The organism is Ralstonia pickettii, from assembly GCF_000607165.1.
In the GTDB taxonomy this organism is placed as follows: Bacteria; Pseudomonadota; Gammaproteobacteria; order Burkholderiales; family Burkholderiaceae; genus Ralstonia; species Ralstonia holmesii.
This window is the reverse complement of record NZ_JFZG01000011.1, coordinates 19964-44680: the sequence shown is the minus strand read 5'-3', so window position 1 is coordinate 44680 and position 24717 is coordinate 19964. Positions and strand designations below refer to the sequence as shown.

Sequence of the window (24717 nt, the reverse complement as noted above, 5' to 3'; positions counted from 1 at the left end):
CGCGCGCACGACGTTGCTGCGCGAATCGCAGCCCGGGCTGACAACATCGGCCCAAGCAATCCAGCAAATCGGTTACAGCGCTGAAACACAAAGCCGCGCTCAGGGCGCGGCTTGTTGGGAGGAGTGTGTCGGCTTGTGCGTCAGAACTGTTCCCAGTCGTCGGCATCGCTGGAGGCCGCAGCCAAGGCAAGCTTGCCAGGTTTGGGCTCGGCTGCCACGGCAGGCGCTACCTTCGCGCTTTGAACTGGCACAGCGGCCGACTTGACCTGCGCAGCGGGGCGCTTGCCGGCCGCACGCGCCGTCGCCACGGCAGGTCTGCGTGCAACCGGTTTAGCGACCGGGCTGGAAACGGTCAATGCGGCCGATGTAGCCGACGCAGCGGGCGCCGCCTTTGCGGCCACGGGCGCCATCACGGGCTCAGCGTGAGCACCGGCCGCCGGCAAGCGGAACGACGCCACCGCTTCACGCAGCACGCCGGCCTGCTCTTCCAGCGATTGCGCAGCAGCCGCTGCCTCTTCCACCAGCGCGGCGTTCTGCTGGGTCACTTCGTCCATCTGCGTGACGGCCTGGTTGACTTGCTCGATACCGGCGCTTTGTTCGTCCGATGCGGAACTGATTTCGCCCATGATGTCGGTCACGCGCTTGACTGCCACAACCACTTCGTCAATCACCGCGCCAGCCTCGGTCACCAGCGTCGAGCCGTTCTCAACACGGCCAACCGAATCGCTGATCAACTCCTTGATCTCCTTGGCCGCCGTGGCCGAGCGCTGCGCCAGGCTGCGCACCTCACCCGCCACCACCGCAAAACCGCGCCCCTGTTCGCCTGCGCGAGCGGCTTCCACCGCCGCATTCAACGCGAGGATGTTGGTCTGAAACGCAATGCCTTCAATCACGCCGATGATGTCGGCGATCTTCTTGCTGCTGTCGTTGATGCCCGACATCGTCTCGATCACGCGGCCCACCACCTCACCGCCCTTGACGGCGATGTCCGACGCGTTGCCCGCAAGCTGGCTGGCCTGTCGTGCGTTATCGGCGTTCTGGCGCACGATGCTGGTCAGCTCTTCCATGCTCGACGCGGTTTCTTCCAGCGACGAGGCCTGTTCTTCCGTGCGTTGCGACAGATCCATGTTGCCGGCCGCAATCTGCTTGGTGGCGCTGGCGATGGATTCGCTGCCGCCGCGCATCGTCACGATGGTACGGATCAGCCCGTGCTGCATGTCGATGAGACCTTGCGTGAGCGCGCCCATTTCGTCCTTACTGCTGACGGTAATGCGCTCGGTCAGGTTGCCGTTCGAGATCGCGCTGAAGTGGCCCAGCATCTTCGACAGCGGCACCGAAATCGCGCGGTGCAGACCGAATGCGCAGCCCAGTGCCGCAGCAATGCCCACCACGATGGCGCCAACGATCAGCATCAGAAACGCGTGCGAGCGGGCGACCGCGCCTTCGTAGGCGGTCTTGGCCTGCTCGGCCTGGCTGCGATCCAGTGCGTCCACAGCAGCAGACAGTGCCACGAACTGCGGCGGGATGATGGTCATGACCACTTTATCTGCGGCGGCGGTATCGTGCGCGCGCAGGGCGCTCATCAGCGGTTCGACGCCATCGCGGAACAACGCTGTGCGCTTGGCTTCAACGTCGGCGGCCAGGCGTGCTTCCTCCGCGTTCATGGGCAGCGCCTTGTATTGCTTCCACGCCCCCTCAGACTTGGCGCGGTAAGCGTTGGCCTTTTCGATGATGGCCGGCACGTCGGCCGCATCCGGATGGAAGACCGCCCGATCAAGCGTCGTACGCACGATCGCTGCATTCAGCTGCGCCTTGCCCATCAGCGACGCCGAAGCGAGCTGATTGGTGTAGACCTCATTGATATTCGCGTCGGAGGCGCGCATCCCGATCACGCCAATGGTGCCGGTAATCGCCAGCAGCAAAGCGAGCAGCGCCAGCGCTGCGTTGAGTCGGAAACGGATGGAAAGTCGATTGAGCATGGCAGTCACGGCGGGTTATTGCCTCCGCTATATCGGCCGACCCGCTCCGTTTCTGAAGCCCACGCGGGCGGCCCCATGCAGGATGTGGCTAGTAAGGCACTGCCATGTTGTTTTCGATGCGGGCGCGATCACCCACGCGCAATCCGTTCGGGTTGTTTTGCGTGAGCGTCACGCGCGAGTTGTCGTTCAGCCGCATGGTCACGCGATAAGTCTGGCCGACCACCGTATTGCCTTCCACGGCGTTGCCCGCCATGGCGCCCGCCACCGCGCCGCCGATGGTGGCCACGGTGTTGCCGCGGCCGCCACCAACCTGGTGACCAAGCAAGCCGCCCACCACACCGCCGAGTACCGCACCTACGCCGCTCGACTGGCCGCGCACGGGCACCGCTTCGACGTATTCAACAACGCCGTACCGGTTATCCGCGGGCGCTTGATAAGACTGATCGCCGTTGTTCGGATACGGCGAATAGTTCGGTTGCGAGTAAGTCGGCTGTGGCTGCGAATAGGTCGGCGCCGGCTGCTGCGGATAGGGCTGCGGCGCGTTCGGATCATAGCTGCCGTAGCCGTTGTTATACGTGTTGTCGTACCCGCTGGCATAGCCGCTGCTGTAGGTGGTCGGGCCGGTGCTGTTGCCGTAAGCATTGCTGCCCGCGGCATAACCCGCGCCATAGCCCGCGCCATAACCGGGGTACGCCGGCGCCGTCACGCAGCCTGTCAGCCCCGCTGCCACGGCAGCCAATGTGGCCACTGTCACCCAACGCGCTACGCGCCCTGCACGGTCCGACTTGTTCGTTGCTTGCATGATCAATCCCGTCTTGTGAACAAGGCGTCTGGGCCGGACCAGCAGTCTGCTCTGCGGCCTGCGGCCATGCGCCTCTTGCCGCAAAGTCTATGCCGCAGCCCTACAAACCCGTGCAACCAAACCCGCTCATCGGTAACGGGGTGTAACCGCATGACGGCCGTGGCTTTCAGCAAGGCGGCGGGGCGCACGTTATCATCGCCAAGCGCCGTGCGACGCACCTCCTTGCCGACGGGGCCTTGCCCCATTCATGCGGCCCGCCTCCTCTCCTGACCATGCAACCGACCCTGCTGCTCCTCATTGCGATGACGCCCGATAACGTGGCGCAGATCGCTGAACATTTTCACGTCATCCATGCACCGACCCGCGCCGAACGCGATGCCGCCATCGCGCGCGACGGGCAAGCAGTTCGCATCGTGCTGACCAATGGCTCGACGGGCCTGACCGGAGCGGAAATTGCCGCGATGCCCAAGCTGGAACTGGCCTGCGCGCTGGGCGCTGGCTACGAGAACATCGATGTGGAGGCCGCCCGCGCCCGTGGCGTAGCGGTTGCCAACGGCGCCGGCACCAACGACGCCTGCGTGGCCGACCACGCCTTTGGCTTGCTGCTGGCCACCGTGCGAGGGATTCCCAAGCTGGATCGATCCACACGCAACGGCGTCTGGCGCGACGACATTCCGCTGCAACCGGGTGTTTGCGGCAAGCGCCTGGGCATCGTTGGTCTGGGCACCATCGGGCTGCAGATCGCACGCCGTGCTGCGGGCTTCGACATGCAGATCGGTTATCACAACCGCAAGCCACGCGACGGGGTGTCGTACCGCTACTTCGACGCGCTCAAGGACATGGCCGAGTGGGCCGACTTTCTGATCGTTGCCACGCCGGGCGGCGCGCAGACCAAGCACCTCGTCAACCAGACGATCCTGGAAGCGCTGGGCCCGAACGGCTACGTGGTCAACATCGCGCGCGGCAGCGTGGTGGATACGGCGGCGCTGGAAGCGGCCATCCGCTCAGGCAAGCTGGGGGGCGCGGGGCTGGATGTGTATGAGAGCGAGCCCAAGCCGCCGGCCGGGCTGCTGGATCTGGAGCAGGTCGTGCTGACGCCGCACATTGCCGGCTGGTCGCCGGAATCGGTGCAGGCCACGGTGGATCGCTTTCTAGAGAACGCCCGTGGGCACCTGGCGGGCACGGGGGTGGTGTCCCCGGTCTAGGCCGGGAACACCACCATCACGCGGTTACGACGCCGGACGCTTCATCTGGCACGACGTCGGCTGGGCCGCAAGGTGCGGCTCCAGCGTGACGTCGGTACGCCAGCCATAGCCGGTGTTTTCCTGGTCGTACTTGATCTTTTTGCCGTCGGCCTTCACCCAGGTGGTCACGTACAGCGTCTGCTGCGCCTGGTGGTCGGTCTTGCGCATTTCGATCGGGCCATTGAGGCCATCGACCGTCATGCCTTCCATCACCTTGGCCACCTTGGCAGGCTCGGCAGAACCGCTGGTCTTGATGGCCTTGGCCAGGAAGGCGATGCCGGTGTAGACATCAGCGTTGAAGAAGTCGTCGTTGTACTTCTTCTTGAAGCCGTCGAGCACGGCGCTCGTCTTCGGGTTGCCGTCGTTCGGCGCGAAGTAGCTGATGACCTTCACGCGGTCTGCGCCGGAGGCCCCCATCGCCGTGGGCACACCGGTGGTGCCTGCATAGTACGTATAGAAATTGGTGGTCAGCCCCGCATCCTTCGATGCGCGGATCAGCAGTGCCAGATCGCTCCCCCAGTTGCCGGTGATGACCGTATCGGCGCCGGAAGCACGAATCTTCGCGACATACGGCGAGAAGTCCTTCACCTGCGCGAGCGGGTGCAGATCTTCCCCCACCACCTGGATGTCCGGACGCTTGCGCTTGAGGTATTCCTTGGCCGCGCGCGCCACCTGGTGGCCGAACGAGTAGTTCTGGTTCAGCAGGTAGACCTTCTTGATGTTCTGGTCCTTGGCGAGATAGCTCGTCAGGGCCTCCATCTTCATGTCGGAGTTGGCGTCCAGACGGAAGTGCCAGTAGTTGCACTTGTTGTTCGTCATGTCCGGATCGACCGCGGCGTAGTTGAGATAGATGATCTCCTTGCCCGGATTGCGGTCGTTGTACTTGGCGATGGCGTCCTGCAGCGCCATGCCCACGCTGGAGCCGTCGCCCTGCGCGACGTAGCGGATGCCCTGGTCGGTGATCTGCTTGAGGATCGTCAGGCTCTCTTGCGGCGAAACCTTGTTGTCAAAGCCAACCACTTCAAACTTGGTGCCGTTGCCGCTCCAGTTCTGCTGGTTGGCCAGATCGGCCGCGTATTGCCAGCTGCGCAGCTGGTTCTGGCCAAGCGCCCCCATCAGCCCGGATAGCGGATCGATCCACGCGATCTTGACGGTCTCGGCGTGGACGGTGCTCGGGCAAAATGCGCCCGCGAATGTGCCAACTGCTGCCGCCGCGCACAGCGCGAGTCGGAATGCCTTCATGCAAATGTCTCCTGATGTCTTATCGTTTGACGCCGTGCAGAAGGCATCGTCGAGCATGGTTCTTGCACTAAACCGCAAACCAAGGCTTACGGTAGCTCGATCCTTCCATACACAAACGTATGTGCATGGTAGGAGTGCGTTTGTTGCCGTGTCAACCCGCGCAAACCTGGGGGCCTCAGCACGATTTAAGCGCTGGACAGCCTCGTCAGCGGGGCTAGAATCCGCCTTCATGCCAAAGTCATCCCCGCAGATCGACGAACACGACGAAGCCGTCGCAGTCGATGCCGATTCCGCCTCCCCCGCCGCGCCGCGTGCACAGCTCACGCCTGACGACTGGGTGCGCGCCGCCACCGATCTGCTCGTGACAAAGAGCATTGATGCCGTGCGCGTGGACGTGCTCGCCAAGCAGTTGGACGTTACGCGCGGCAGCTTCTACTGGCACTTCAAGAACCGCGACGACCTGCTGCACCAGGTATTGCAGGACTGGAGCGAGCGCACGCGCGTGGGTCCCAAGCTGGAGCGGCAAAATCCGTCGGTGCAGGGGCTCGTGCGCGATCTGCTCGCGCTGCCGTTTCGCGGACGCAGCGCCCGCCGCACGGCCATGATCGAATTTGCTATCCGTGCCTGGGCGCGGCGCGACCCGATGGCGCAAGAAGCCGTCGAAGCCGTCGACGAGCATCGTATGGACTATTACGTCCAGCATTTCCAGGCGATCGGCTTTGCGCGCAAGGACGCCAAGGCGCGCGCCTTCATGCTGTACGCCTACCAGCTATCGGAGGCCACGCTCTGGCACCAGGGCAGCAAACCCGACAAGGACGCGCGCCGCCGCTTCTTTGAAGACACACTGCTCGCGGGCGCACCGTCTGAAGGTTCGGCGGCGCCGTCGCGGGAATAATTCGTGCTGCATCGAGCGCATTCGACTTTGAGTGCGCCGCGATGCCCGAATCGCCAGCCTTTCATACATCCGACCTGCCCGGCCGGCTCGATCGCCTGCCGTGGAGCCGCTTTCACACGCGCGTGGTCATTGCGCTGGGCATTACATGGTTGCTCGACGGCCTGGAGGTGACGCTGGCCGGCGCCGTGGCCGGCGCGCTCAAGCAAAGCCCCACGCTGCATCTCACCAACGCGCAGGTAGGCATTGCCAGCAGCGCCTACCTGGTCGGTGCGGTGTTCGGCGCACTGCTGTTCGGCTGGATGACGGATCGACTGGGCCGCCGCAAGCTGTTCTTCATCACGTTGGGCGTCTACATCCTGGCCACGCTGGCCACGGCATTTTCGTGGAGCTTCGCCAGCCTCGTCGTGTTTCGCGTGCTCACAGGCGCAGGCATCGGCGGCGAATACGCGGCCATCAACTCGACCATTCAAGAACTGACGCCGGCACGCGTGCGCGGCTGGACCGACCTCGCCATCAACGGCACGTTCTGGATCGGTGCCGCGTTGGGCGCAGGTGCATCGTTGTGGCTGCTGGACCCAGCGCACATGAGCATCGATACCGGCTGGCGGCTGTGCTTCTTCATCGGCGCCCTGCTGGGGCTCATCATTCTGGTGATGCGTTTCTGGATTCCGGAAAGCCCACGCTGGCTCATCACGCGCGGCCGGCACGAAGAAGCGCAGACCATCGTGCAGAACATCGAAAGCGAAATCGCCACACGCGGCCATCGCTTCGATACCGCTCCGCTGCCCGCATTGCGCATGCGCCGCCGCGGCCATCCACGCTTGATGGAAGTCGCACGCGTGCTGTTCGTGCAGCACCGGCAACGCGCGCTGGTGGGCCTCGCGCTGATGGCGGCGCAGGCGTTTTTCTACAACGCGATTTTCTTCACCTACGCGCTGGTGCTGACGGATTTCTATGACGTGCCCGCAACGAAGGTCGGCACATACCTGCTGCCGTTCGCGCTGGGCAATTTTCTTGGGCCGCTGCTGCTTGGGCGGCTGTTTGACGTGGTCGGCCGGCGCACGATGATTGCCGCGACCTACGCCATCAGCGGGGTGCTCTTGCTAGTCAGTGGCGCGCTGTTCAAGGCGGGTGTGCTGGATGGCACTACACAAACCATCGCGTGGACCGTGGTGTTCTTCTTTGCGTCGGCCGCCGCCAGCTCGGCGTACCTGACGGTGAGCGAAACCTTTCCGCTGGAGGTGCGCGCGCTGGCTATCGCGCTGTTCTATGCCGTGGGCACGGGGCTTGGCGGCGTGGCCGGGCCTGCGCTGTTCGGCTGGCTGATCGATACGCACTCGCGCGGTGCCGTGTTCGGTGGCTACGCATTCGGCGCGGTGCTGATGCTGCTTGCTGCCGCTGTGCAGGCTTGCTGGGGGACGGCTGCCGAACGCAAGCCGCTAGAACACGTGGCTGCGCCGCTGTCGGTTGACGACAGGCCGGCTTGATCTGTGCCAAACCTGCGCCACGCGCGTCGCCGCCGGTCGCCTATATACTTTCGCGCAGCGCTTTCCCGTGCATTTCCCGCTTACTGGAGACACCCATGCCTGACGCGACTTACGACAACCAGAACATCTTCGCCAAGATCCTGCGCGGCGAACTGCCTTGCATCAAGGTGTACGAAGACGACCACACCATCGCTTTCATGGACATCATGCCGCAGGCCGACGGTCACGTGCTCGTGCTGCCCAAGGAAGGCGCGGCCGAGCTGTTCGACCTGTCGGACGATGCCGCGTCGGCCGCCATCCGCACCACGCGCAAGCTGGCGCGCGCCGTGCGTACTGCGTTTACGCCGCCGGGTATCGCGGTCTTCCAACTCAACGGCAGCGCTGCCGGGCAGACGGTGCCGCACGTGCACTTTCACGTGCTGCCGCGCTACAGCGATACCCCGCTGCAACCGCACGCCCGCGTGCAGGCCGACAGCGACAAGCTCAAGGCCCACGCCGAAAAGATCATCGCCGCACTGCAAGCGGAATAAGCACCGCCGTCACGGCGCAGCGGACGGCACTGCCGAATCTGCCTGCGCCGTGGCGCCTTCTCGCCCATCCTCCCGTCGATAGGCCAGCCGGTACAGCACCGGCAGCACCAGCAGCGTCAGCGCCGTCGACGACAGAATCCCCCCGATCACCACCGTCGCCAGCGGACGCTGCACCTCCGCGCCCGTGCCGGTTGCCAGCGCCATCGGCACGAAACCGAGCGACGCCACTAGCGCCGTCATCAGCACGGGGCGCAAGCGTGTGAGCGCACCCTCACGCACCGCCTCGTCGACCGACTGGCCACTCTCGCGCAGGCTGCGGATAAAGCTCAGCATCACCAGCCCGTTGAGCACCGCCACGCCCGACAGCGCGATGAAACCCACCGCCGCTGAAATCGACAGCGGAATGCCGCGCAGCGCCAGCGCCAGAATCCCGCCCGACAGTGCGAACGGAATGCCCGAGAACACGAGCAAACCATCCTTCAGGTTGCCGAACATCATGAACAGCAGCGTGAGCACCATGGCCAGCGCCAGCGGCACCACGATCTGCAGGCGCTCGGTAGCCGACTGCAACTGCTCGAACTGCCCGCCCCACGCCATCCAGTAACCGGCCGGCAGACGCACCTGCGCATCGAGCACTGCCTGCGCTTCTTCAACAAAGGAGGCAATGTCGCGCCCGCGCACATTGGCACTGACGACGATGCGGCGCTTGCCATCTTCGCGGCTGACCTGGTTGGGGCCCGTGACTTCATTGAGCGTAGCGACATCCGACAGCGGCACGTAGCCCTGACCGTTTGGCAACGCCAACGGCAAGCGGCCCAGCGCAGCGGGGTCGCTGCGTGAGGTTTCCGGCAGGCGCACGACAATGCCGAAACGACGGTCGCCCTGGAATACCGTGCCCGCATCCTTGCCGCCGATGGCCGCGGACACCGTGTCCTGAATCGCCCCGATGGAGAGGCCGTAGCGTGCAGCCTTGTCACGATCGATGTCGACGTTCAGGAAAGGCAGTCCGCCGGTCTGTTCGATCTTCACCTCCGTTGCGCCTGTCAGCTTGCCGAGCTGCGCTGCAATCATCCTGGCCTGCGCTTCCAGCACGCCCATGTCGTCGCCGAAGAGCTTGACCGCCACATCGCTGCGAACGCCGGAGATCAGTTCGTTGAAGCGCAACTGAATCGGCTGCGAGAACTCGTATGCATTGCCGGGCAGTGCTTCCACCGTGGCACGAATGTCGGCGAGCAACTGGTCACGGTTGCGGCGTTTGCCATCGGGGCCGGCGGGCCAGTCACGCTCGGGCTTGAGCATGATGTAGCCGTCGGAGATGCTGGGCGGCATCACGTCGGTCGCGACTTCCGCCGTGCCGGTGCGCGCGAAGACACGCTCGATCTCGGGAAACTTCGCCTTGAGCGCGCGCTCGATCTGCATCTGCATGTCCAGCGATTGCGCGAGGCCCGTGCCCGGCACGCGCATCGCCTGAATGGAAAGATCGCCCTCGTTCAGGTTGGGGACGAACTCCGCGCCCAGGCGGGTGGCCGCCACCAGCGAGACCGATACGGCCACCGCTGCAAACGTCAAAACCACGGCCGGCGCGGCCAAGACGCGTTCGAGCAACGGCGCGTACATGCGGCGCGCCCAACCCATCAGGCGGTTCTCTTTCTCGGCCACGCGCTCGCCAATGAACAAGGCCACGGCCGCCGGCACAAACGTGATGGAGAGGATCATGGCCGCCGCCAAGGCCAGCACCACCGTGATCGCCATCGGGTGGAACATCTTGCCCTCTACACCCGAGAGCGCAAAGATCGGCAGGTACACCACCATGATGATGAGCTGGCCATACAGCAGTGGGCGGCGTGCCTCGCGGGCCGCTTCAAACACCTCATCGAAACGCTCGGCGCGCGTGAGCGGCCGACCGCGCGATTCCTGCGCATGCGCAAGGCGCCGCACGCAGTTCTCGACGATCACCACGGCGCCGTCAACGATGATGCCGAAGTCCAGCGCGCCAAGACTCATCAGGTTGGCGCTCACCTTGGCCGACACCATGCCGCTGAACGTCATCAGCATCGACAGCGGAATCACCAACGCCGTCAACACGGCTGCACGCAGGTTGCCCAGGAAGAGGAACAGCACCGCCATCACCAAAATGGCGCCTTCCAGCAGGTTTTTCTTGACCGTGGCGATGGCCTTGTCGACAAGCACCGTACGGTCGTACACAGACTCCACGCGAACGCCCGCCGGCAGCGTCTTGCGAATTTCCAGCATGCGCTTGTCCACGGCCTGCGAAACGGTGCGGCTGTTCTCACCCACCAACAGAAACGCCGTGCCAAGCACAACCTCGCGCCCGTTGCTGGTGGCGGCGCCCGTGCGCAGCTCACTGCCGCTTTCGATGGTGGCGACGTCACGCAAGCGCACCGGCGTGCCGTTGGGGCTGGCGAGCACCACGTTGCCGATGTCGGCCGCATCGCGCAACTGCCCGGGCGCGCGCACAAGGTATTGCTCACCCTTGCGTTCGATATAACCGGCGCCGATGTTTGCATTGTTGCGCTCAAGCGCTGCCACCACATCGGCCAAGGTGAGCTTGTACGAAGCCAGGCGTTCCGGGCTTGTTGCCACCAGGAATTCCTTTGCGAAGCCGCCGATGGTGTTCACTTCCGTCACGCCCGGCACGTTGCGGATCTGCGGACGGATCACCCAGTCCTGCAACTCGCGCAAATCTGCGGGGGTGTAGACAGTGCCGTCGGGCTTGCGTGCGTTGGCATCGGCCTCCACCGTCCACAGGTAGATTTCGCCCAGGCCAGTGGAAACGGGCCCCATGCTTGGCGAAATGCCATCGGGCAATTGCTCCTTCGCAGCCTGCAGGCGCTCGCTCACCAGTTGGCGCGCGAAGTAGATGTCGGTGCCTTCCTTGAAGATCACCGTCACCTGCGACAGGCCGTAGCGCGAGAGCGAGCGCGTCTGCTCCAGCTTCGGCAAGCCAGCCATGGCGGTTTCCAGCGCATAGGTGATGCGCTGCTCGGTCTCCAACGGCGAGTAACCCGGCGCCGGGGTGTTGATCTGCACCTGCACGTTGGTGATGTCAGGCACCGCATCGATGGACAGGCGCGTGTAGCTGTACACGCCAAACGCGGCGGCCGCCAGCACGGCCAGCTGCACCAGCCAGCGCTGAGCGATGACGGTGCGCAAGAGGCGTTCAAACATGACGCCTCCTTTTAGTGACCGTGGTCGGCGGACTTGCCGGCTTCGGCCTTCAGCACGTAGCTGTTGGCTGCGGCGTAGTGCGTGCCGGCGGGCAGGCCCTCCAGGATTTCCGTCCAGGTACCGTCAGTGCGGCCTGTCTTGACGGGACGCACTTCAAAGCCGGTCGGCACGGGCACGAATACCGATGGCTTGTCATCCACGGTCTGCACGGCATCGGCGCGCACCGCCACGGGCACCTGCACACGTCCCGATTCAACCGACACGTTGACGAACATGCCCGGGCGCCATGCCAGCTTGGGGTTGTCGAGCGTCACGCGGGCGGGCGCGGTGCGGGTCTGCTCGCCCAGCAAGGCGCCAACGTACGAGACCTTGCCTTGCACAGCGGTGCCGGTGGCCGTGCCGCGCACGGTGGCCAAGGCGTTGGCGGTGACCGCCTCCAGATCCTTGGCAGTAACGGAGAAATCCGCCCACACGGTGCGCAGATCAGCCACGGTAAAGACGGCCGTTTCTGCCTGCACCGCTTCGCCCTGCGACAAATGCTTGGCGACCACCACGCCATCAAACGGCGCACGCAGCTCGAAGCGATTCAACGCTGAACCCGCCGGTGCGGCACCAATGGCCGTCAGCTTCTGGCGGGCGTTGTCCGCCGCAATGCGGGCTTCCTGTAGCGATGTACGCGCCTGCTGGTAATCCTGTTCGGCGGCAATGCCTTGCTCCCACAAGCGCTTTTCGCGCGCGTGCGTTTCCTGCGCGAGTGCAAGGCGTTGCTGGGCCGCCTGTAGTTCGCTGCGTTGATCCGACAGCGCGGGGCTGGACAGCACGGCCAGCAGTTGGCCGCGTGCCACCGGTTGGCCCAGCTCCACCGCTACCTTCTCGGCGACGCCCGCCACGCGCGGCACCACGTGCGCGGTGCGATCTTCGTTCAGGCGAATTTCGCCGGGCAGGACAACCTCTGTTCGCAGCTCGGCGGCACCTACGGTTTCCACGCCGATCTTTGCATTGGCGATGGCGTCGGCCGTCATGGCAAGCGTTTCGGCGTGGGACGCCTCGGCCTGCTCGGTGGCGGCCGGTGCAGGTGCCGCCTCGGCCTCGGACGTCGCAGCCTGGCGCGCACCCATGCCGAACCACAGCCCGGCAGCGGCCAGCGCCCCAAGCACGACGATGAGCGCGATGGCGCGCCGTTGTTGCGGTGGAAGTGTCATGTCAGCAGAAAGAAAGAGGCCGCACTACCGGCCGAGGATGCGATCGATACCGGCGGCCGCCTGATGCGCGCGGGACAGCGCAGCCAGGTATTGCGCGCGCGCCTGGAACAGGGTGCGCTGGGCGTCCAGCACATCGAGGAAATTGAATTTGCCGGCATCAAAGCCAATGCGTGCGGCGTGATACGCGCGCTGCGCACCGGGCAACACGTCTTGCCGCAGCGACTGCACGGCGGCGCGGGCCGCGTCGAGCCGCGCCACGTCCTGCGCAAGCGTGGCGTTCTGCTCAAGCTGCAGGGCGCGATAGTCTTCAAACGCCTTGTCGGCCAAACGCTGTGCTTCGAGCTGGCTGCCCTGGTTGCGGTCGAACAGCGGCAAAGGCACGGCAATGCCGAGCACCGCCATGTTGTTGTTCGCGGCGCTGTCGCGCTTGGCGCCCACCGTGAGCGTCACATCGGGCACGCGCTTGCTGCGTTCCACGTTGGCGAGCGCTTGGCGCCGGTCGATCTCCAGACGGGCGCGGATGGCGCGGGGCGTGTTTTCCAGGGTGCCAGTGGCTTGCCGCGCTTCGGGCGGCACGACGGGCAACGTCTCCGCACTACCGTCGGCTTCGGGCGCGATGGAAGCGATGCCCCAGAAGGCCGCCAATGCGCGCTGGGCGACCAGCAACTCAGCTTTCGCGTCACGCAGTTCGATGGCAGCACTGGCACGTGCCACGCCAGCCTTGGTCTGCTCCACCGGTGACACCTTGCCCGCCTGCACGCGACGCGCGGCTGCGGATTCAGCCTGGGCGGCCAATGCATCCGACGCCTGCGCGAGCCCCAGGCGCTCCTGCGCAATCACCAAATCGAAAAAGGCTCGTGTGACATCCGCACGCAGCTCGGCCTGCAGCACGGCGGCATCTTGCGCCGTGGCGTCTCGGGCGATTTCTGCGGCGCGCGTGCGTGCACCGCGCTTGCCGCCCAGTTCCAATGGGATATTCAGTTGCGCCGTCATCGTGGCTCGGTCGCGGCGAACGTCTTCTGTCGTGAAGGCGGCTTCGGGATTGCGCAGCCGGCGGGCCTGATCGAGCGCCCCTTCACTGGCGGCCACTTCATAGCCCGCTGCGGCCAGCGCCGGATGCGACTGCACCGCGCGTTCAACGGCTTGCTGCAGCGTCACGCGTTCGGACGACGCAGCCGCAGGCCCGCCGGGCATAGAAAGCGCCACCGGAGCGACGGGGTCAGTCACCGCTGCGGTGGCCAACGGGGCAGCCAAAAGGCAGATGAGAGCCGCCCCGGCACGCTGGAAGCGAGGCATTACGCAATCGCGCCGTCGGTGTACGGATCCGGGCTGCGCGGGCTGCTCAGGCTCCCATCGGTGTAAGGGTCGCGAGCGCCGACGCGGGCATCGAGCACCGTTTGCGCTGCACCGTCCGTGTAAGGATCGCGGGCGCCGGTTTTGCCGCCATCGGTGTAGGGGTCACGCGTACCGGACTTGGCGCCATCGGTGTACGGGTCACGCGCGCCGGCCTTGGCCAGCGGTGCGGACATCGATTTGATCTGCGGAGCGCAGCAGGCATCGTGATTGTCTTGCGCGGCCACGGCCGTGCCGGTTGCCAGCATTGCGGCCAGTGCAGCCAGGGGAAGCACACGTTGGAATCGAATCGCCATGAGAATCTCCTTCAAAAGGCCTGACATCAGCAAACAGGAAAGGGGGCGATGTCAGTGGGGCCAGTCTAGGGAGCGGTGCACCACGCGGGCATGACTCGAAGATGACAAACTTGTCATCTTTGTGCCGCCATCTGGGGTTTTGGCATATCGTGGCGGCACTGGCGGATGCATCAAGCGCACGCCACTTTTCATCATGCGACTGCTGATTGTTGAAGACGAGCCCAAAGCGGGCGACTACCTGCTCAAGGGCCTGACGGAATCCGGCTTTGTGGCTGACCTTGCCCGCACGGGCCCCGATGGTCTGTTCCAGGCCATGGAGCATGACTACGACCTGATCGTGCTGGACGTCATGCTGCCGGGCATGGACGGCTGGCAGGTGCTGCAGGAACTGCGCCGCCGCAAGAGCACGCCGGTGCTGTGCCTGACCGCACGCGACGAACTGGCCGACCGCCTGAAAGGCCTCGAACTGGGCGCAGACGATTACCTCGTCAAACCCTTCGCCTTTGCCGAGCTGGTGGCGCGCGTGCGCACCATTCTGCGGCGCGGCCCGCTGCGCGAAAGCGAGATCCTCGAAATTGCCGACCTGACGATCGACACGATCAAGCGCCGCGTCACGCGTGCAGGACAACGCATCGACCTGACCGCCAAGGAATACGCGCTGCTGCATCTGCTGGCGCGCCGCACGGGGGAGGTGCTATCGCGATCGCTGATCGCCTCTCAGGTGTGGGATGTGAATTTCGACAGCAACACCAACGTGGTGGATGTGTCGATCCGGCGGCTGCGCGCCAAGGTGGACGACCCGTTCGAGCACAAGCTGATCCACACGTTGCGCGGCATGGGCTACGTGCTGGACGCGGTGGATCGCTGATGAGGCCGCTGATGCGCTGGCCCGCGTCGCTTGCCGGCAGGCTCGTGCTGGCGTTTGTGGTGGTGGCATCGGTCACGCTCACGGCAGCCGGCACGTATCTGTACTTCGCGCTCAACGCGCAACTGCGCGTGGCTGACGATGCGATGCTGCTCGGCAAGATCACGCAACTGCGCCACCTGGCCAGCGAGGCGCTCAACGCCGACGATCTGGCGCGCACCGCGCACCGCTACACCGATGTGGTGTCGGGCCACGATGGGTTGATCCTGCGCATTGCCACGCCCGAAGGCCGCACGCTGGTTGAGGTGAACCCCGAGGGCGAACAGGTGACGATGCCGCCCGTGGTTGAGGCTGCGGTATCGCCATCGGAGTCTGCCGTACACACATGGACGTCGATGACGGGCATGGCATCGCGCGCCGTAGCCGCGGAGGCATGGCTGGGGCAGAACACCGCAAAAGTCATCGTGCTGGTGGCGCAGGATGGCGACAGCCGCGCGGCACTGCTCACCAAGTACCAGCGCCACATCGTGTTTGCAGTGCTTGGCGGTGTGGCTGCGGTGGCGCTGCTGAGCCTGCTGCTCGTGCGCGGCACGCTGCGCGGGTTGGCACGCATCGGCAATCAGGCAGCGGCCGTGGTGCCGAGCCAGCTCGATACGCGTCTCACGCTGCAGGGGGCGCCGCGTGAGTTGGCCGACTTGCTGGCTTCACTCAACGCCATGCTCACGCGCCTGCAGGATGGCTTTGCGCGGCTCTCGCAGTTCTCGGCAGACCTGGCGCATGATTTCCGCACGCCGCTGGCCAACCTGGTAGGCCAGACAGAAGTCACGCTCGCCCACCCGCGCACGGTCGAGGAATACCGCAGCGTGCTCGAATCCAACCTGGAGGAATACGCGCGCCTGTCGCACATGATCGAAGACATGCTGTTCCTGGCACGCGCCGACCATGCCCGTGTGGCGCTGTCCATCGCGCCGCTGGATGCGCGCCACGAGGTGCAAGTGCTGGTCGACTACTTCGAGGCGGTGGCGGCTGATCGTGACATCACCATCGACGTGCGCGGCGATGCGCAACTGCGCGCGGACGCCACGTTGCTGCGCCGGGCGATCAACAACCTGCTCGACAACGCGCTACGTCACACGCCCGCCGGAGCGCGCATCGACGTAGCGATCGAGTTGATGCCGCAGGGCATCGCAATTACCGTGGGCAACCCCGGGGCAGGCATTCCGGCCCCCGCCCTGCCGCTTCTGTTCGAGCGGTTCTACCGGGGCGACCCCTCGCGGGCGCAATCTGGTGCGCAATCCGGCGCGCAATCAAGCCAGTCCACTGGCCTGGGATTGGCTATCGTCAAAACCATCATGGACCTGCACGGCGGTAGCGTACAGGCCAGCAGCCCGCCGGGTGGGCGGACCGAGTTCCGGCTCGTGTTTCCGGCTTGACGCACGGCTTAGGTGCCAATCCGCTGTGCCGACGGCGTACGCGCAGCATCCTGCCCGTCGTCACGCAGAATCTGCCGATACGCAGCCACCACCAGCAGACCGATGAAGCGCAGCAGGCGGCGCGGGGCGTTGATGTCTTCGGTCACGGCAAAGCGCGCCGGCGTACCTTCGACCGGTTCACCGGAGAGCCAGAAGCGCACGCCCGCCGGTACATCGATCGACTGGCCTGGCTTGAGCCAGATGTCCTGCCGCTGATGCTCTTGCGTGACCCACAACAGCCCGGCTTGTGCGGCGATGGTTTGGGCCCGTGCCGACCGCCAGCTCACCGGCACGCCCGGCCGGTCCAGTTCGAAGATTCTGATTTCGCGCATGATTGAGACTCCTGTGCCGGGGTTCGTGGTGGATTTTTATGGGGACTGCGGATCGGCACGGTTCCATCTTGCGCGGCAGTTCAAGCCGTTGACATGAACAGTTGTGAACAGTTTGGCTGAACTGTTCAGCATCTTTCGCGAACAGTTCAGTGCAATGACGGACAGAACTGCATTTGGATATGTCAAACCGTTCGTTTTCCGTTGGGCGCCGGCTGGCTAGCATGGTCCATCGCCATTCCTGCCGGAGCCGCCATGCCACACGACCACAACGCCGCCATCGACCCCACGTTTGGCGCCCTGCGCGTACGCCGGGTGGCCGGCCACATCGGCGGGGAGGTTCTCGATCTCAAGCTTGGCGCGGAACTGACGGAAGACGCGTTCGCGAGCCTGTATGCCGCGCTGCTCAAATACAAGGTGTTGTTCTTTCGCGACCAGCAGCATCTGGACGACGACCGGCACCAGGCCTTCGGCAAGCGCTTCGGCCGCATCGTCGCCCACCCGACCGTGCCGGCGCCCACCGGCACGCAACTGTTTGAACTCGACGCGTCAAAGGGCGGCGGCCGCGCCGATTCCTGGCACACCGACGTGACGTTTCTGGATGCGTTTCCGAAGGTATCGATCCTGCGCGCGGTGACGATTCCCGCTTACGGCGGCGACACCGTCTGGGCCAACACCGCCCGCGCCTACGAGCTGTTGCCCGACCCGCTCAAGCAGCTTGCCGAGCAACTCTGGGCCGTGCACACCAACGATTACGACTACGGCGCCGAGCGCACGCAGATCGACGGTGCGCGCCTGCGGCATCACCACGAGGTATTTACCGCCTCGGTATATGAAGCCTCGCACCCGGTGGTGCACGTGCACCCCGAGACCAGCGAACGCGCCCTGCTGCTCGGCCACTTCGTCAAGCGCTTCACCGGCGTGGCGGGCAGCGAATCGACGCGGCTGTTCGAGTTACTGCAGAATCGCGTGACGCGGCTCGACAACACCGTGCGCTGGCAATGGCGCCAGCACGACGTCGCCATCTGGGACAACCGTGCCACGCAGCACTACGCCATCAACGATTACGGCAACCAGCCGCGCCTGGTACGCCGCGTGACCGTGCACGGCGACACAGCCATCTCAGTAGACGGCAGCCGCAGCACGCAACTGCGCCGCCCCGAAGCCACCAACGACGCGCACATCGACACGCTGCTGGCGGCCTCGCACTGACATCAAGCCCCGGCTGCCTGCTGCACCAACCGGTGGTAGAACCGGATCAGCTCCACCAGGTTGGCCTCGGTGATCCGCTCGTTGGTGCCGTGAAAGCGCGGCAAGTCTTCCGGCTTGGCGCGCACCGGCGAGAACCGATAGACATGGTCGGCAATCTCGATCATGTGGCGCGAATCGGTCGCCCCGATCATCAGCCCGGGCGCCACGACCGTGCCCGGAAACAGCTCGCGCACCGTCTTGTTGATCAACTGATACGACGCCGATTGCGTGGGCGACACCGGCGAGGCCTCGCTCGAACCGGGCAGCCGGCTCAGTTCGAACTTGCCGTTGGGCGCGGCCGCCTTGGCGGCATCTTCCACGTGCGCGGTAACGGAGGCGATGGTGTCGCCGGGTAGCAGACGGAAGTTGACCGTCGCCTCGGCGCGGCCGGGCAGCACGTTGTCCTTGTTGCCGGCCTGCACGATGGTCAGCGCAGTGGTGGTGCGCAGCATGGCGTTGGAACTGGCCGACGCTTCCAGCTGCTTCTGCACCAGCGGCCCGAACAGCCACAGGTTGGACAGCGCCACGCGGCTGAAACCCTGCATCTCTGGCGCTAGCGTTGCAAACATCTCCTGTGCAACACCGCGAATGCCGGCGGGCAATTGATCGTCATCCAGCCGCTTGAGCGTGGCGCTCATCATGGCGATGGCGCTCTGCCCGTGCGGCGGCGGCATCGACGAATGCCCCGGCGTGGCCCCGACCTTGAGTTGCACGGAGAGAAAGCCCTTCTCTGCCACGCCGATCAGCGCCGCTGGTTTGGTGAGCCCCGGCAGCACGCCTTCGGTAATCAACAGGCCTTCGTCGATCACGAAGTCGAGACGCTCACCGCGCGACTTGAGCAACGCGGCGATCTGCTTGGCACCGCGCTCGCCGCCCACTTCCTCGTCGGCGCCAAAGGCCAGGTGGATGGTGCGGCGCGGCTTGAAGCCGCTCGCGGCCAGCAACTCGATGGCCTCCATCTGCGAGATCAGGTTGCCCTTGTCGTCCCACGCGCCCCGGCCCCAGACCATGCCGTCTTTCACCACGCCGTCGAAGGGCGGCTGGGTCCAGTCGCCTTCGGTGCCGGGGGCGATGGGCACGACGTCCTGGTGCGCCATCAGCATGACGGGCTTTAGCGACGGGTCGGAGCCCTTCCAGGTGTAGAGCAACGCAAAGTCGCCCACTTGCTCACGCTGCAGCACGGCATGTGCCTTGGGATAGCGCGCCTCGAGCATGGCGTGCAACTGGCGGAACTGATCGGCGTTCAGTTGCGCATCGGTCGCGCTCGATACGGTGCGTGCGCGTACGGCTTCGGCCAGGTGCGCCGCAGCGGCCGGCCCGTCCACTGCGACCGGCGTGACAGCGGGCACATCGAGCTGGCGCGAGCTGTGCCGCCACGTGTTGAACGCCACGTAAGCGGCCACCAACACCACAACCGCAATGGCCAGGCGCAACAGCCGCCCGATGACGGCTCCACGACGCTTGAACGACGTACGCATTTGTCTCCTCTCCTTTGAAGGTGCATGGCCTTCGCCCGATTTGTATGCGCCGGGCGTAAGGCGCCAGTATCGCCGCAGTCGCTTGTATTCGGTGGGCTTCCGAATGCGGCCTCAAAACGCGCGAAAGAAAGGGCCGGCTCCCCTTTTTCACGGAGCCAGCCCGGCGCATCGTCCCGCGGAGAATGCGGCCCGCCGCGTGGCGATCCGCACCATCGCGTTCCGGCGCGTTTGGCTACAATGCCTGAACAGTACTGAACAGTTGCTCGCATCTGTTCAGAAGCTTCCAGATCAGCCTTCACGCCATGAAACTTCTCATCGATGCCACCACCCGCGTACCGATTGCCGACCAGATCGTGGCCGGCGTGCAGGCATGGATCCGAGACAACGACGTGCGCCCCGGCGCCAAGCTGCCGTCGATCCGGCAACTGGCGGCCGACTACGGCATCAGCCGCTTCCCCGTGATCGAAGCCTATGATCGATTGGTCTCCCTGGGCCTGCTGGACTCGCGCCACGGCTCGGGCTTCTACGTGGCCGAGAGCAACCTGACCGGGCGCGACGGGCGCGGCTGGTCAGACCCGCGCCGCGCAGAGGCTGAGTCCAAACACATCTTCGAGCAGTTCAGTTACCCCGACGGCATGCTCAAGCTCGGCGGCGGCTTTGTGCCGGCCGACTGGCGCGATGTCGACGGCCTGACGCAGGCCATCCGCCAGGTGTCTCGCACCGATACACACGCGGTGATCGACTACTCCTCGCCGCTTGGCAACATGGCGCTGCGCCATCAGGTCATGATGCGAGCACGCCAGCTTGGTATCCAGGCGGAACTGCCCAATGTGTTGATCACCGCCGGCACGAGCCAGGCGATCGACCTTGTGATGCGGCACCTGCTCAAACCCGGCGACACGGTGTTTGTGGAAGACCCGGGCTACTACACCGTGTTCGGCCTACTGCGTTTGCATGGTGTGAAGCTGGTCGGCATTCCGCGCAGAAGCGATGGGCCCGACGTGGAAGTCACAGAAGCGATGCTGCGCGAACACCGGCCCAAGCTGTTCTTCATCAACAGCGTGCTGCAGAACCCGACCGGCTCGGTCGTGTCGCCACCGGTCGCGTTTCGGCTGCTTGAGCTGGCGCGGCGCCACGGCTTCACGTTTCTGGAAGACGACATCTTTGCCGACCTGCAGGCCGACCCCACCGCGCGGCTTGCAACGCTGGACCAGCTCGACCAGGTGATCTACGTGGGCGGATTTTCGAAGACGGTGTCGGCATCGCTGCCGGTGGGCTACCTGATTGCCAAGCGCGAGCTGGTGCATGACCTGACCAACGTGAAGATGCTCACCAGCGTGGGCGGCTCGCGTTTTGCCGAGGCCGTGGTGAGCACGTTGCTGGAGCGCGGCGCCTATCGCAAATATGTGGAGCGGCTGCGCCAGCGCGCGGGTGACTCCGTCATCGCGTCGCTCGATGTGCTGGCCGATGCGGGCTGGGAAGTGTTTCACCATCCCTCTGGCGGCAACTTCCTGTGGGCACGTGTGCCGCATGTTGAGGACTCGCGCGATCTGGCGGCCACCGCCGAAAAGCACGGCGTGACGTTGGCGCCCGGGCATTACTTCCGCCCGAACCTGGAGGTATCGCCATGGGTGCGCATCAATAGCGCGTACGCAACGGAACCGCGTGCGGTGGCGTTCCTGCAGGAGGCAGGCAAACGGGCCACCCGCAAGCGCGCATAGACGCTGCGCTGGCATGACGGTTGCGGCAGGTTTGCCGTCTGCTCTCACTCAGGAGCCCCACTCAGGAGCACGTCATGCCCTACGACAAGTTCCGTTCTGCCCGCCCGCCGCTGCAAGAAGCCGGCAAGGCAGGCACCACCTATGTTCAAGGCCCCAGCCCGGCCGACCCCGTGCAGCAGGCATCACAGCGCATCCGCTCTGTAGACGCCGCCGGCACCGAAGCCTCCGGCAGCACGATCGACACGGACGGCAAAAGCCAGGCGGCGGTCAAAGACTCATCGCTGTGGCAAGACAACGTCATCTATTCCAACGCGTCGCTGGCCAACACCAGGCCCGAGCCTGATCCGGAAGCGCCGATTGCCGGCATCGACAGCCGCCGCAGCCACGGACAGCCAACGGTAGCGCCCGACCGCGGACACAAGCTCGTGCACCGCGGAGTGGTTGACGAGACCGTGCGCAACGGCACGCGCGCGGCGCAGCGATTTTCTTTGGAAGACGACGAACAACCTTAGCCTGGTGCGCTGCCCCCCCTGTGTCACGGCACCCGTTACCCCGCTCAGGTATTTGAATCCCCCGCGCGCGGGCTGAAGGTGCGCGGGAAGACGACCGGCGCGCTGCGGTCAATCAGGCGGTAGCCCTTGGCGGGGCGATACGAATCGCCTTCTGCCAAACCCGCCTCTTCCAGAAAATTGGCCGACAGCATTCGGGTGCGGAAGCCGCTTTTATCGACCGGGCGACCGAGCACGATCTCGTACATGCGCTGCAACTGCGGTAGCGAGAACGGCTCGGCCAGCAAAAACGCCGGCAACGATGTGTATTCGACCTTGCTGCGCAAACGCTCGACGGCAGTGCGCAGGATTGCCGCGTGGTCGAAGGCCAGTTCAGGTGCGCGCAGTACGTCGTCCACCGCATACCACGCCACGTCGGCCGCATTGGCGCCCTTGGCAAGCACGACGCCCTGCGCAGGTATCAACGCAAAGTAGACATGCGTGGCCGACCAGCCGCGCGGGTCGCGCGTGGCCCCGCCCCAACTGCCCAACTGCTCCAAATACGGGCTGCCCACGCCAGTCTTCTCCAGCAGCTTGCGGCGCGCGCAGTCTTCCAGCGTGGCATCGACGGCCGTATCGACATATCCGCCGGGCAGCGCCCATGCGCCGGGAAAGGGCTCCCCTTCGGCATTGGGCCGCTGAACGAGCAGCACGCGCAATACGTCATCCAGCACCGTGAAGATGACGACATCCACAGTGGTGAACGGTAGCGGAAAGGTCTTGACGGAAGATCGGGTGGCCATGGCGGGTCACAAATTTCTTGACGGCCTCAATAGTAAGTTGTATTGTCCAACCCATACAAGTTGTACTGTACAACTCACAACACAAAGGGGGTCATCATGTTTGGCATCCGTTTCATCAAGTCGCAGCCCACCGTTCACCTCATGCAGTTCCGTGCCGGCAAGGTTGTGCGCGAAGGCTCGGGCCTGTCGTTCTTCTATTACGGCCCGACGACCACGCTGGTGGCCGTGCCGGTGGCCAGCCAGGACCGCCCGTTCATCCTTGAGCTGGTGACGGCCGATTTCCAGAGCGTGACCGTGCAGGGCCAGGTGACGTACCGCATCAGCGACCCGCGCCGCACCGCCGCGATGATGGATTTCTCGCTCGCCAAGAATGGCCAGAGCTATGTATCGGAAGACCCGAAGCGTTTGGGCGACCGCGTGGCGCAGCAAGTGGAGGTGATCGTGCAGCAGGCCGTGCAGGCGATGGAACTGAAGGCGGCGCTGCGCGCATCGGCGGCCATCGCGCGCACCGCACAAGCTGAACTGGCTGCACAGCCTGAAATTGCAGCGTTGGGGCTGGAGATCCTGGGCGTGTCGGTCATGGCGGTCAAGCCGACGCCCGACATCGCCCGCGCGCTGGAAGCCGAGGCACGCGAGTCCAACCTCAAGGCCGCGGACGACGCCGTCTATTTGCGCCGCATGTCGGCCGTGGAAAACGAACGCGCCATCCGCCAGAACGAGCTGGACACCGACATCGCCGTCGAGCAGAAGAAGCGCCAGATTCGCGAGACGCAGATGGAAGCCAAGGCCACCTTGATGCGCAAGGAGAATGCCCTGCGCAACGAGCAGATGGCCGCCGATGTGGAACTCGAAGGTCAGCGCAAGGCCTTCGTGGCCGGCCAAGCCGAGAACAGCCGCACGCTGGCCGAAGCCGAGGCCTATCGCGTGGCCGCCGTCATGCAGGCGCTGGAAAAGGCCGACCCGCGCATCGTCAACGTGCTTGCTGCGGCCGGCATGCAGCCTGGTCAGCTCATCGCACAGGCCTTTGGCGGCATTGCCGAACGTGCCGAACGCATCGGCCAGCTCAACGTATCGCCAGAACTGCTGCAAGGGCTGATGAACGCCTCCACCGGCACAATCGGCACCACAGGCAGGGCTGCATCATGAGCACCGATGGCCGCAAGGTCGTGCTGGTGACGCGCCGCACCCGGCTTGAAGAGCTGGTGGCGCGCCACCACACGCTGGCGCAGGCGAAGTTCTATCTCGAACACCTGGGCGCCGATTTTTCCGACTACCTGGCCGAGAACGCCGCCTACGCGCGCAGCCTGGAGATCACGGTGCGCGCGCTGGAAACGTGGGGCCGCTACCAGGTGGTGGACCGCGGCTACCTGCCCAACTTCATCTTTGCGCCGGACGACATCGTGGTGGCACTCGGCCAAGACGGGCTGGTCGCCAACTCGATGAAGTATCTCGACGGCCAGCCGCTGATCGGCCTGAACCCCGAGCCCGGCCGCTGGGACGGCGTGCTACTGCCCTTTGAGCCGAAAGACCTCGGCACCGTGCTGACCGACGTGGCACGCGACAAGCGCCCCACCAAGGCCGTGACGATGGCCGAAGCACGTCTGTCCGACGGGCAGGTGCTGCGTGCCGTCAACGATCTCTTCATCGGGCCACGCACGCATGCGTCTGCGCTGTACGAAATCGAGGTAGGCGACCGGCGCGAAGCGCAATCGTCGTCGGGGATCATCGTCGCCACGGGGTTGGGTTCGACCGCGTGGCTGAAGAGCATCGTGACCGGCTCGATGGGTGTCGCGCGCGCCATGCATGCGGGCGGCGATGACTTCCACTACGCGCCCGAACCGTGGGACGCTCCGCAACTGACGTTCGCCGTGCGCGAGCCGTTTCCGAGCCGTGCATCGCAGGCCACGCTCGTGTTCGGGCATGTGGATGCGGATCAACCGCTCAAGCTGCGCTCGCGCATGCCTGAGAACGGCGTGATCTTTTCCGACGGCATGGAAGCCGATTACCTGCGCTTTACCGCCGGCATGGAAGCGACGATTTCCGTGGCGGCCACGCAGGGGCGATTGGCGGTTTGAATGAAAAAAGGCGGCC

At 65.1% G+C, this 24717-nt stretch carries 21 protein-coding genes; 11 read left to right on the top strand and 10 right to left on the bottom strand.

Annotation, left to right across the window (positions count from 1 at the left end; all coding sequences use genetic code 11):
• Positions 1-140: 140 nt before the first annotated feature.
• Both BG83_RS0115870 and BG83_RS0115865 read right to left on the bottom strand, forming a co-directional pair.
• Positions 141-1979, bottom strand: a complete 1839-nt coding sequence (locus tag BG83_RS0115870; protein ID WP_024977672.1) for a methyl-accepting chemotaxis protein — start codon at positions 1977-1979, stop codon at positions 141-143.
• An 88-nt stretch (positions 1980-2067) separates the two neighbouring features.
• The gene (locus BG83_RS0115865; RefSeq protein WP_024977671.1) at positions 2068-2781 is read right to left on the bottom strand and encodes a glycine zipper 2TM domain-containing protein; all 714 of its coding nucleotides are present in this window, start codon (positions 2779-2781) and stop codon (positions 2068-2070) included.
• 272 nt (positions 2782-3053) lie between these two features.
• Between BG83_RS0115865 and BG83_RS0115860 the strand changes: the two genes are divergently transcribed.
• A complete protein-coding gene (locus BG83_RS0115860) occupies positions 3054-3986 on the top strand; it encodes a 2-hydroxyacid dehydrogenase (RefSeq protein WP_024977670.1) in 933 nt (310 codons plus the stop codon).
• A 24-nt stretch (positions 3987-4010) separates the two neighbouring features.
• On the opposite strand, the gene BG83_RS0115855 is transcribed toward BG83_RS0115860, so the two are convergent.
• Positions 4011-5267 carry a branched-chain amino acid ABC transporter substrate-binding protein gene (locus BG83_RS0115855; protein ID WP_024977669.1) on the bottom strand — a complete coding sequence of 419 codons (1257 nt, stop codon included), beginning with the start codon at positions 5265-5267 and terminating at the stop codon, positions 4011-4013.
• A 229-nt stretch (positions 5268-5496) separates the two neighbouring features.
• On the opposite strand from BG83_RS0115855, the gene BG83_RS0115850 reads away from it, so the two are divergent.
• The 3 genes from BG83_RS0115850 to BG83_RS0115840 all read left to right on the top strand — a co-directional run bounded on the left by BG83_RS0115850 (position 5497) and on the right by BG83_RS0115840 (position 8179).
• On the top strand, positions 5497-6162 hold the full coding sequence (locus BG83_RS0115850) for a TetR/AcrR family transcriptional regulator (RefSeq protein WP_024977668.1): 666 nt from the start codon (positions 5497-5499) through the stop codon (positions 6160-6162).
• A 41-nt stretch (positions 6163-6203) separates the two neighbouring features.
• Complete coding sequence (locus BG83_RS0115845) at positions 6204-7649, top strand: MFS transporter (RefSeq protein ID WP_024977667.1); 1446 nt, start codon at positions 6204-6206, stop codon at positions 7647-7649.
• 95 nt (positions 7650-7744) lie between these two features.
• Positions 7745-8179 carry an HIT family protein gene (locus BG83_RS0115840; protein WP_024977666.1) on the top strand — a complete coding sequence of 145 codons (435 nt, stop codon included), beginning with the start codon at positions 7745-7747 and terminating at the stop codon, positions 8177-8179.
• Positions 8180-8188: 9 nt separating this feature from the next.
• On the opposite strand, the gene BG83_RS0115835 is transcribed toward BG83_RS0115840, so the two are convergent.
• Genes BG83_RS0115835 through BG83_RS0115820 form a run of 4 tightly spaced genes read right to left on the bottom strand, consistent with a single transcriptional unit; the run spans position 8189 to position 14219 of the window.
• On the bottom strand, positions 8189-11368 hold the full coding sequence (locus BG83_RS0115835) for an efflux RND transporter permease subunit (protein ID WP_024977665.1): 3180 nt from the start codon (positions 11366-11368) through the stop codon (positions 8189-8191).
• Positions 11369-11379: 11 nt separating this feature from the next.
• Entirely contained in the window at positions 11380-12570 is a 1191-nt protein-coding gene (locus BG83_RS0115830; RefSeq protein WP_024977664.1) for an efflux RND transporter periplasmic adaptor subunit, read from the bottom strand.
• A 24-nt stretch (positions 12571-12594) separates the two neighbouring features.
• Complete coding sequence (locus BG83_RS0115825) at positions 12595-13866, bottom strand: TolC family protein (RefSeq protein WP_024977663.1); 1272 nt, start codon at positions 13864-13866, stop codon at positions 12595-12597.
• Positions 13866-14219 carry a hypothetical protein gene (locus BG83_RS0115820; RefSeq protein WP_024977662.1) on the bottom strand — a complete coding sequence of 118 codons (354 nt, stop codon included), beginning with the start codon at positions 14217-14219 and terminating at the stop codon, positions 13866-13868. The genes BG83_RS0115825 and BG83_RS0115820 overlap by 1 nt, the downstream gene beginning before the upstream one ends.
• Positions 14220-14412: 193 nt before the next feature.
• Between BG83_RS0115820 and BG83_RS0115815 the strand changes: the two genes are divergently transcribed.
• Positions 14413-15087 (top strand): heavy metal response regulator transcription factor, encoded by a 675-nt coding sequence (locus BG83_RS0115815; protein ID WP_024977661.1) that lies wholly within the window; start codon positions 14413-14415, stop codon positions 15085-15087.
• 8 nt (positions 15088-15095) lie between these two features.
• Positions 15096-16517, top strand: a complete 1422-nt coding sequence (locus tag BG83_RS0115810; protein WP_024977660.1) for a heavy metal sensor histidine kinase — start codon at positions 15096-15098, stop codon at positions 16515-16517.
• A gap of 8 nt (positions 16518-16525) precedes the next feature.
• Here the strand turns inward: BG83_RS0115810 and BG83_RS0115805 are convergent, their stop codons facing one another.
• Positions 16526-16888, bottom strand: coding sequence for a DUF2917 domain-containing protein (locus tag BG83_RS0115805; protein ID WP_024977659.1), 363 nt, complete (start codon positions 16886-16888; stop codon positions 16526-16528).
• 252 nt (positions 16889-17140) lie between these two features.
• On the opposite strand from BG83_RS0115805, the gene BG83_RS0115800 reads away from it, so the two are divergent.
• The gene (locus tag BG83_RS0115800; protein WP_024977658.1) at positions 17141-18097 is read left to right on the top strand and encodes a TauD/TfdA dioxygenase family protein; all 957 of its coding nucleotides are present in this window, start codon (positions 17141-17143) and stop codon (positions 18095-18097) included.
• Positions 18098-18099: 2 nt separating this feature from the next.
• Here the strand turns inward: BG83_RS0115800 and BG83_RS0115795 are convergent, their stop codons facing one another.
• On the bottom strand, positions 18100-19614 hold the full coding sequence (locus BG83_RS0115795; RefSeq protein ID WP_024977657.1) for a M20 family peptidase: 1515 nt from the start codon (positions 19612-19614) through the stop codon (positions 18100-18102).
• A gap of 302 nt (positions 19615-19916) precedes the next feature.
• Between BG83_RS0115795 and BG83_RS0115790 the strand changes: the two genes are divergently transcribed.
• Positions 19917-21335, top strand: coding sequence for a PLP-dependent aminotransferase family protein (locus BG83_RS0115790; RefSeq protein WP_024977656.1), 1419 nt, complete (start codon positions 19917-19919; stop codon positions 21333-21335).
• Positions 21336-21409: 74 nt separating this feature from the next.
• Entirely contained in the window at positions 21410-21847 is a 438-nt protein-coding gene (locus tag BG83_RS0115785; protein ID WP_024977655.1) for a DUF3005 domain-containing protein, read from the top strand.
• Positions 21848-21891: 44 nt separating this feature from the next.
• Here the strand turns inward: BG83_RS0115785 and BG83_RS0115780 are convergent, their stop codons facing one another.
• Entirely contained in the window at positions 21892-22626 is a 735-nt protein-coding gene (locus BG83_RS0115780; protein WP_024977654.1) for an NUDIX hydrolase, read from the bottom strand.
• A gap of 96 nt (positions 22627-22722) precedes the next feature.
• Between BG83_RS0115780 and BG83_RS0115775 the strand changes: the two genes are divergently transcribed.
• Positions 22723-23772, top strand: coding sequence for an SPFH domain-containing protein (locus tag BG83_RS0115775; RefSeq protein ID WP_024977653.1), 1050 nt, complete (start codon positions 22723-22725; stop codon positions 23770-23772).
• Entirely contained in the window at positions 23769-24701 is a 933-nt protein-coding gene (locus BG83_RS0115770) for a sugar kinase (protein WP_024977652.1), read from the top strand. The genes BG83_RS0115775 and BG83_RS0115770 overlap by 4 nt, the downstream gene beginning before the upstream one ends.
• Positions 24702-24717: the final 16 nt, after the last annotated feature.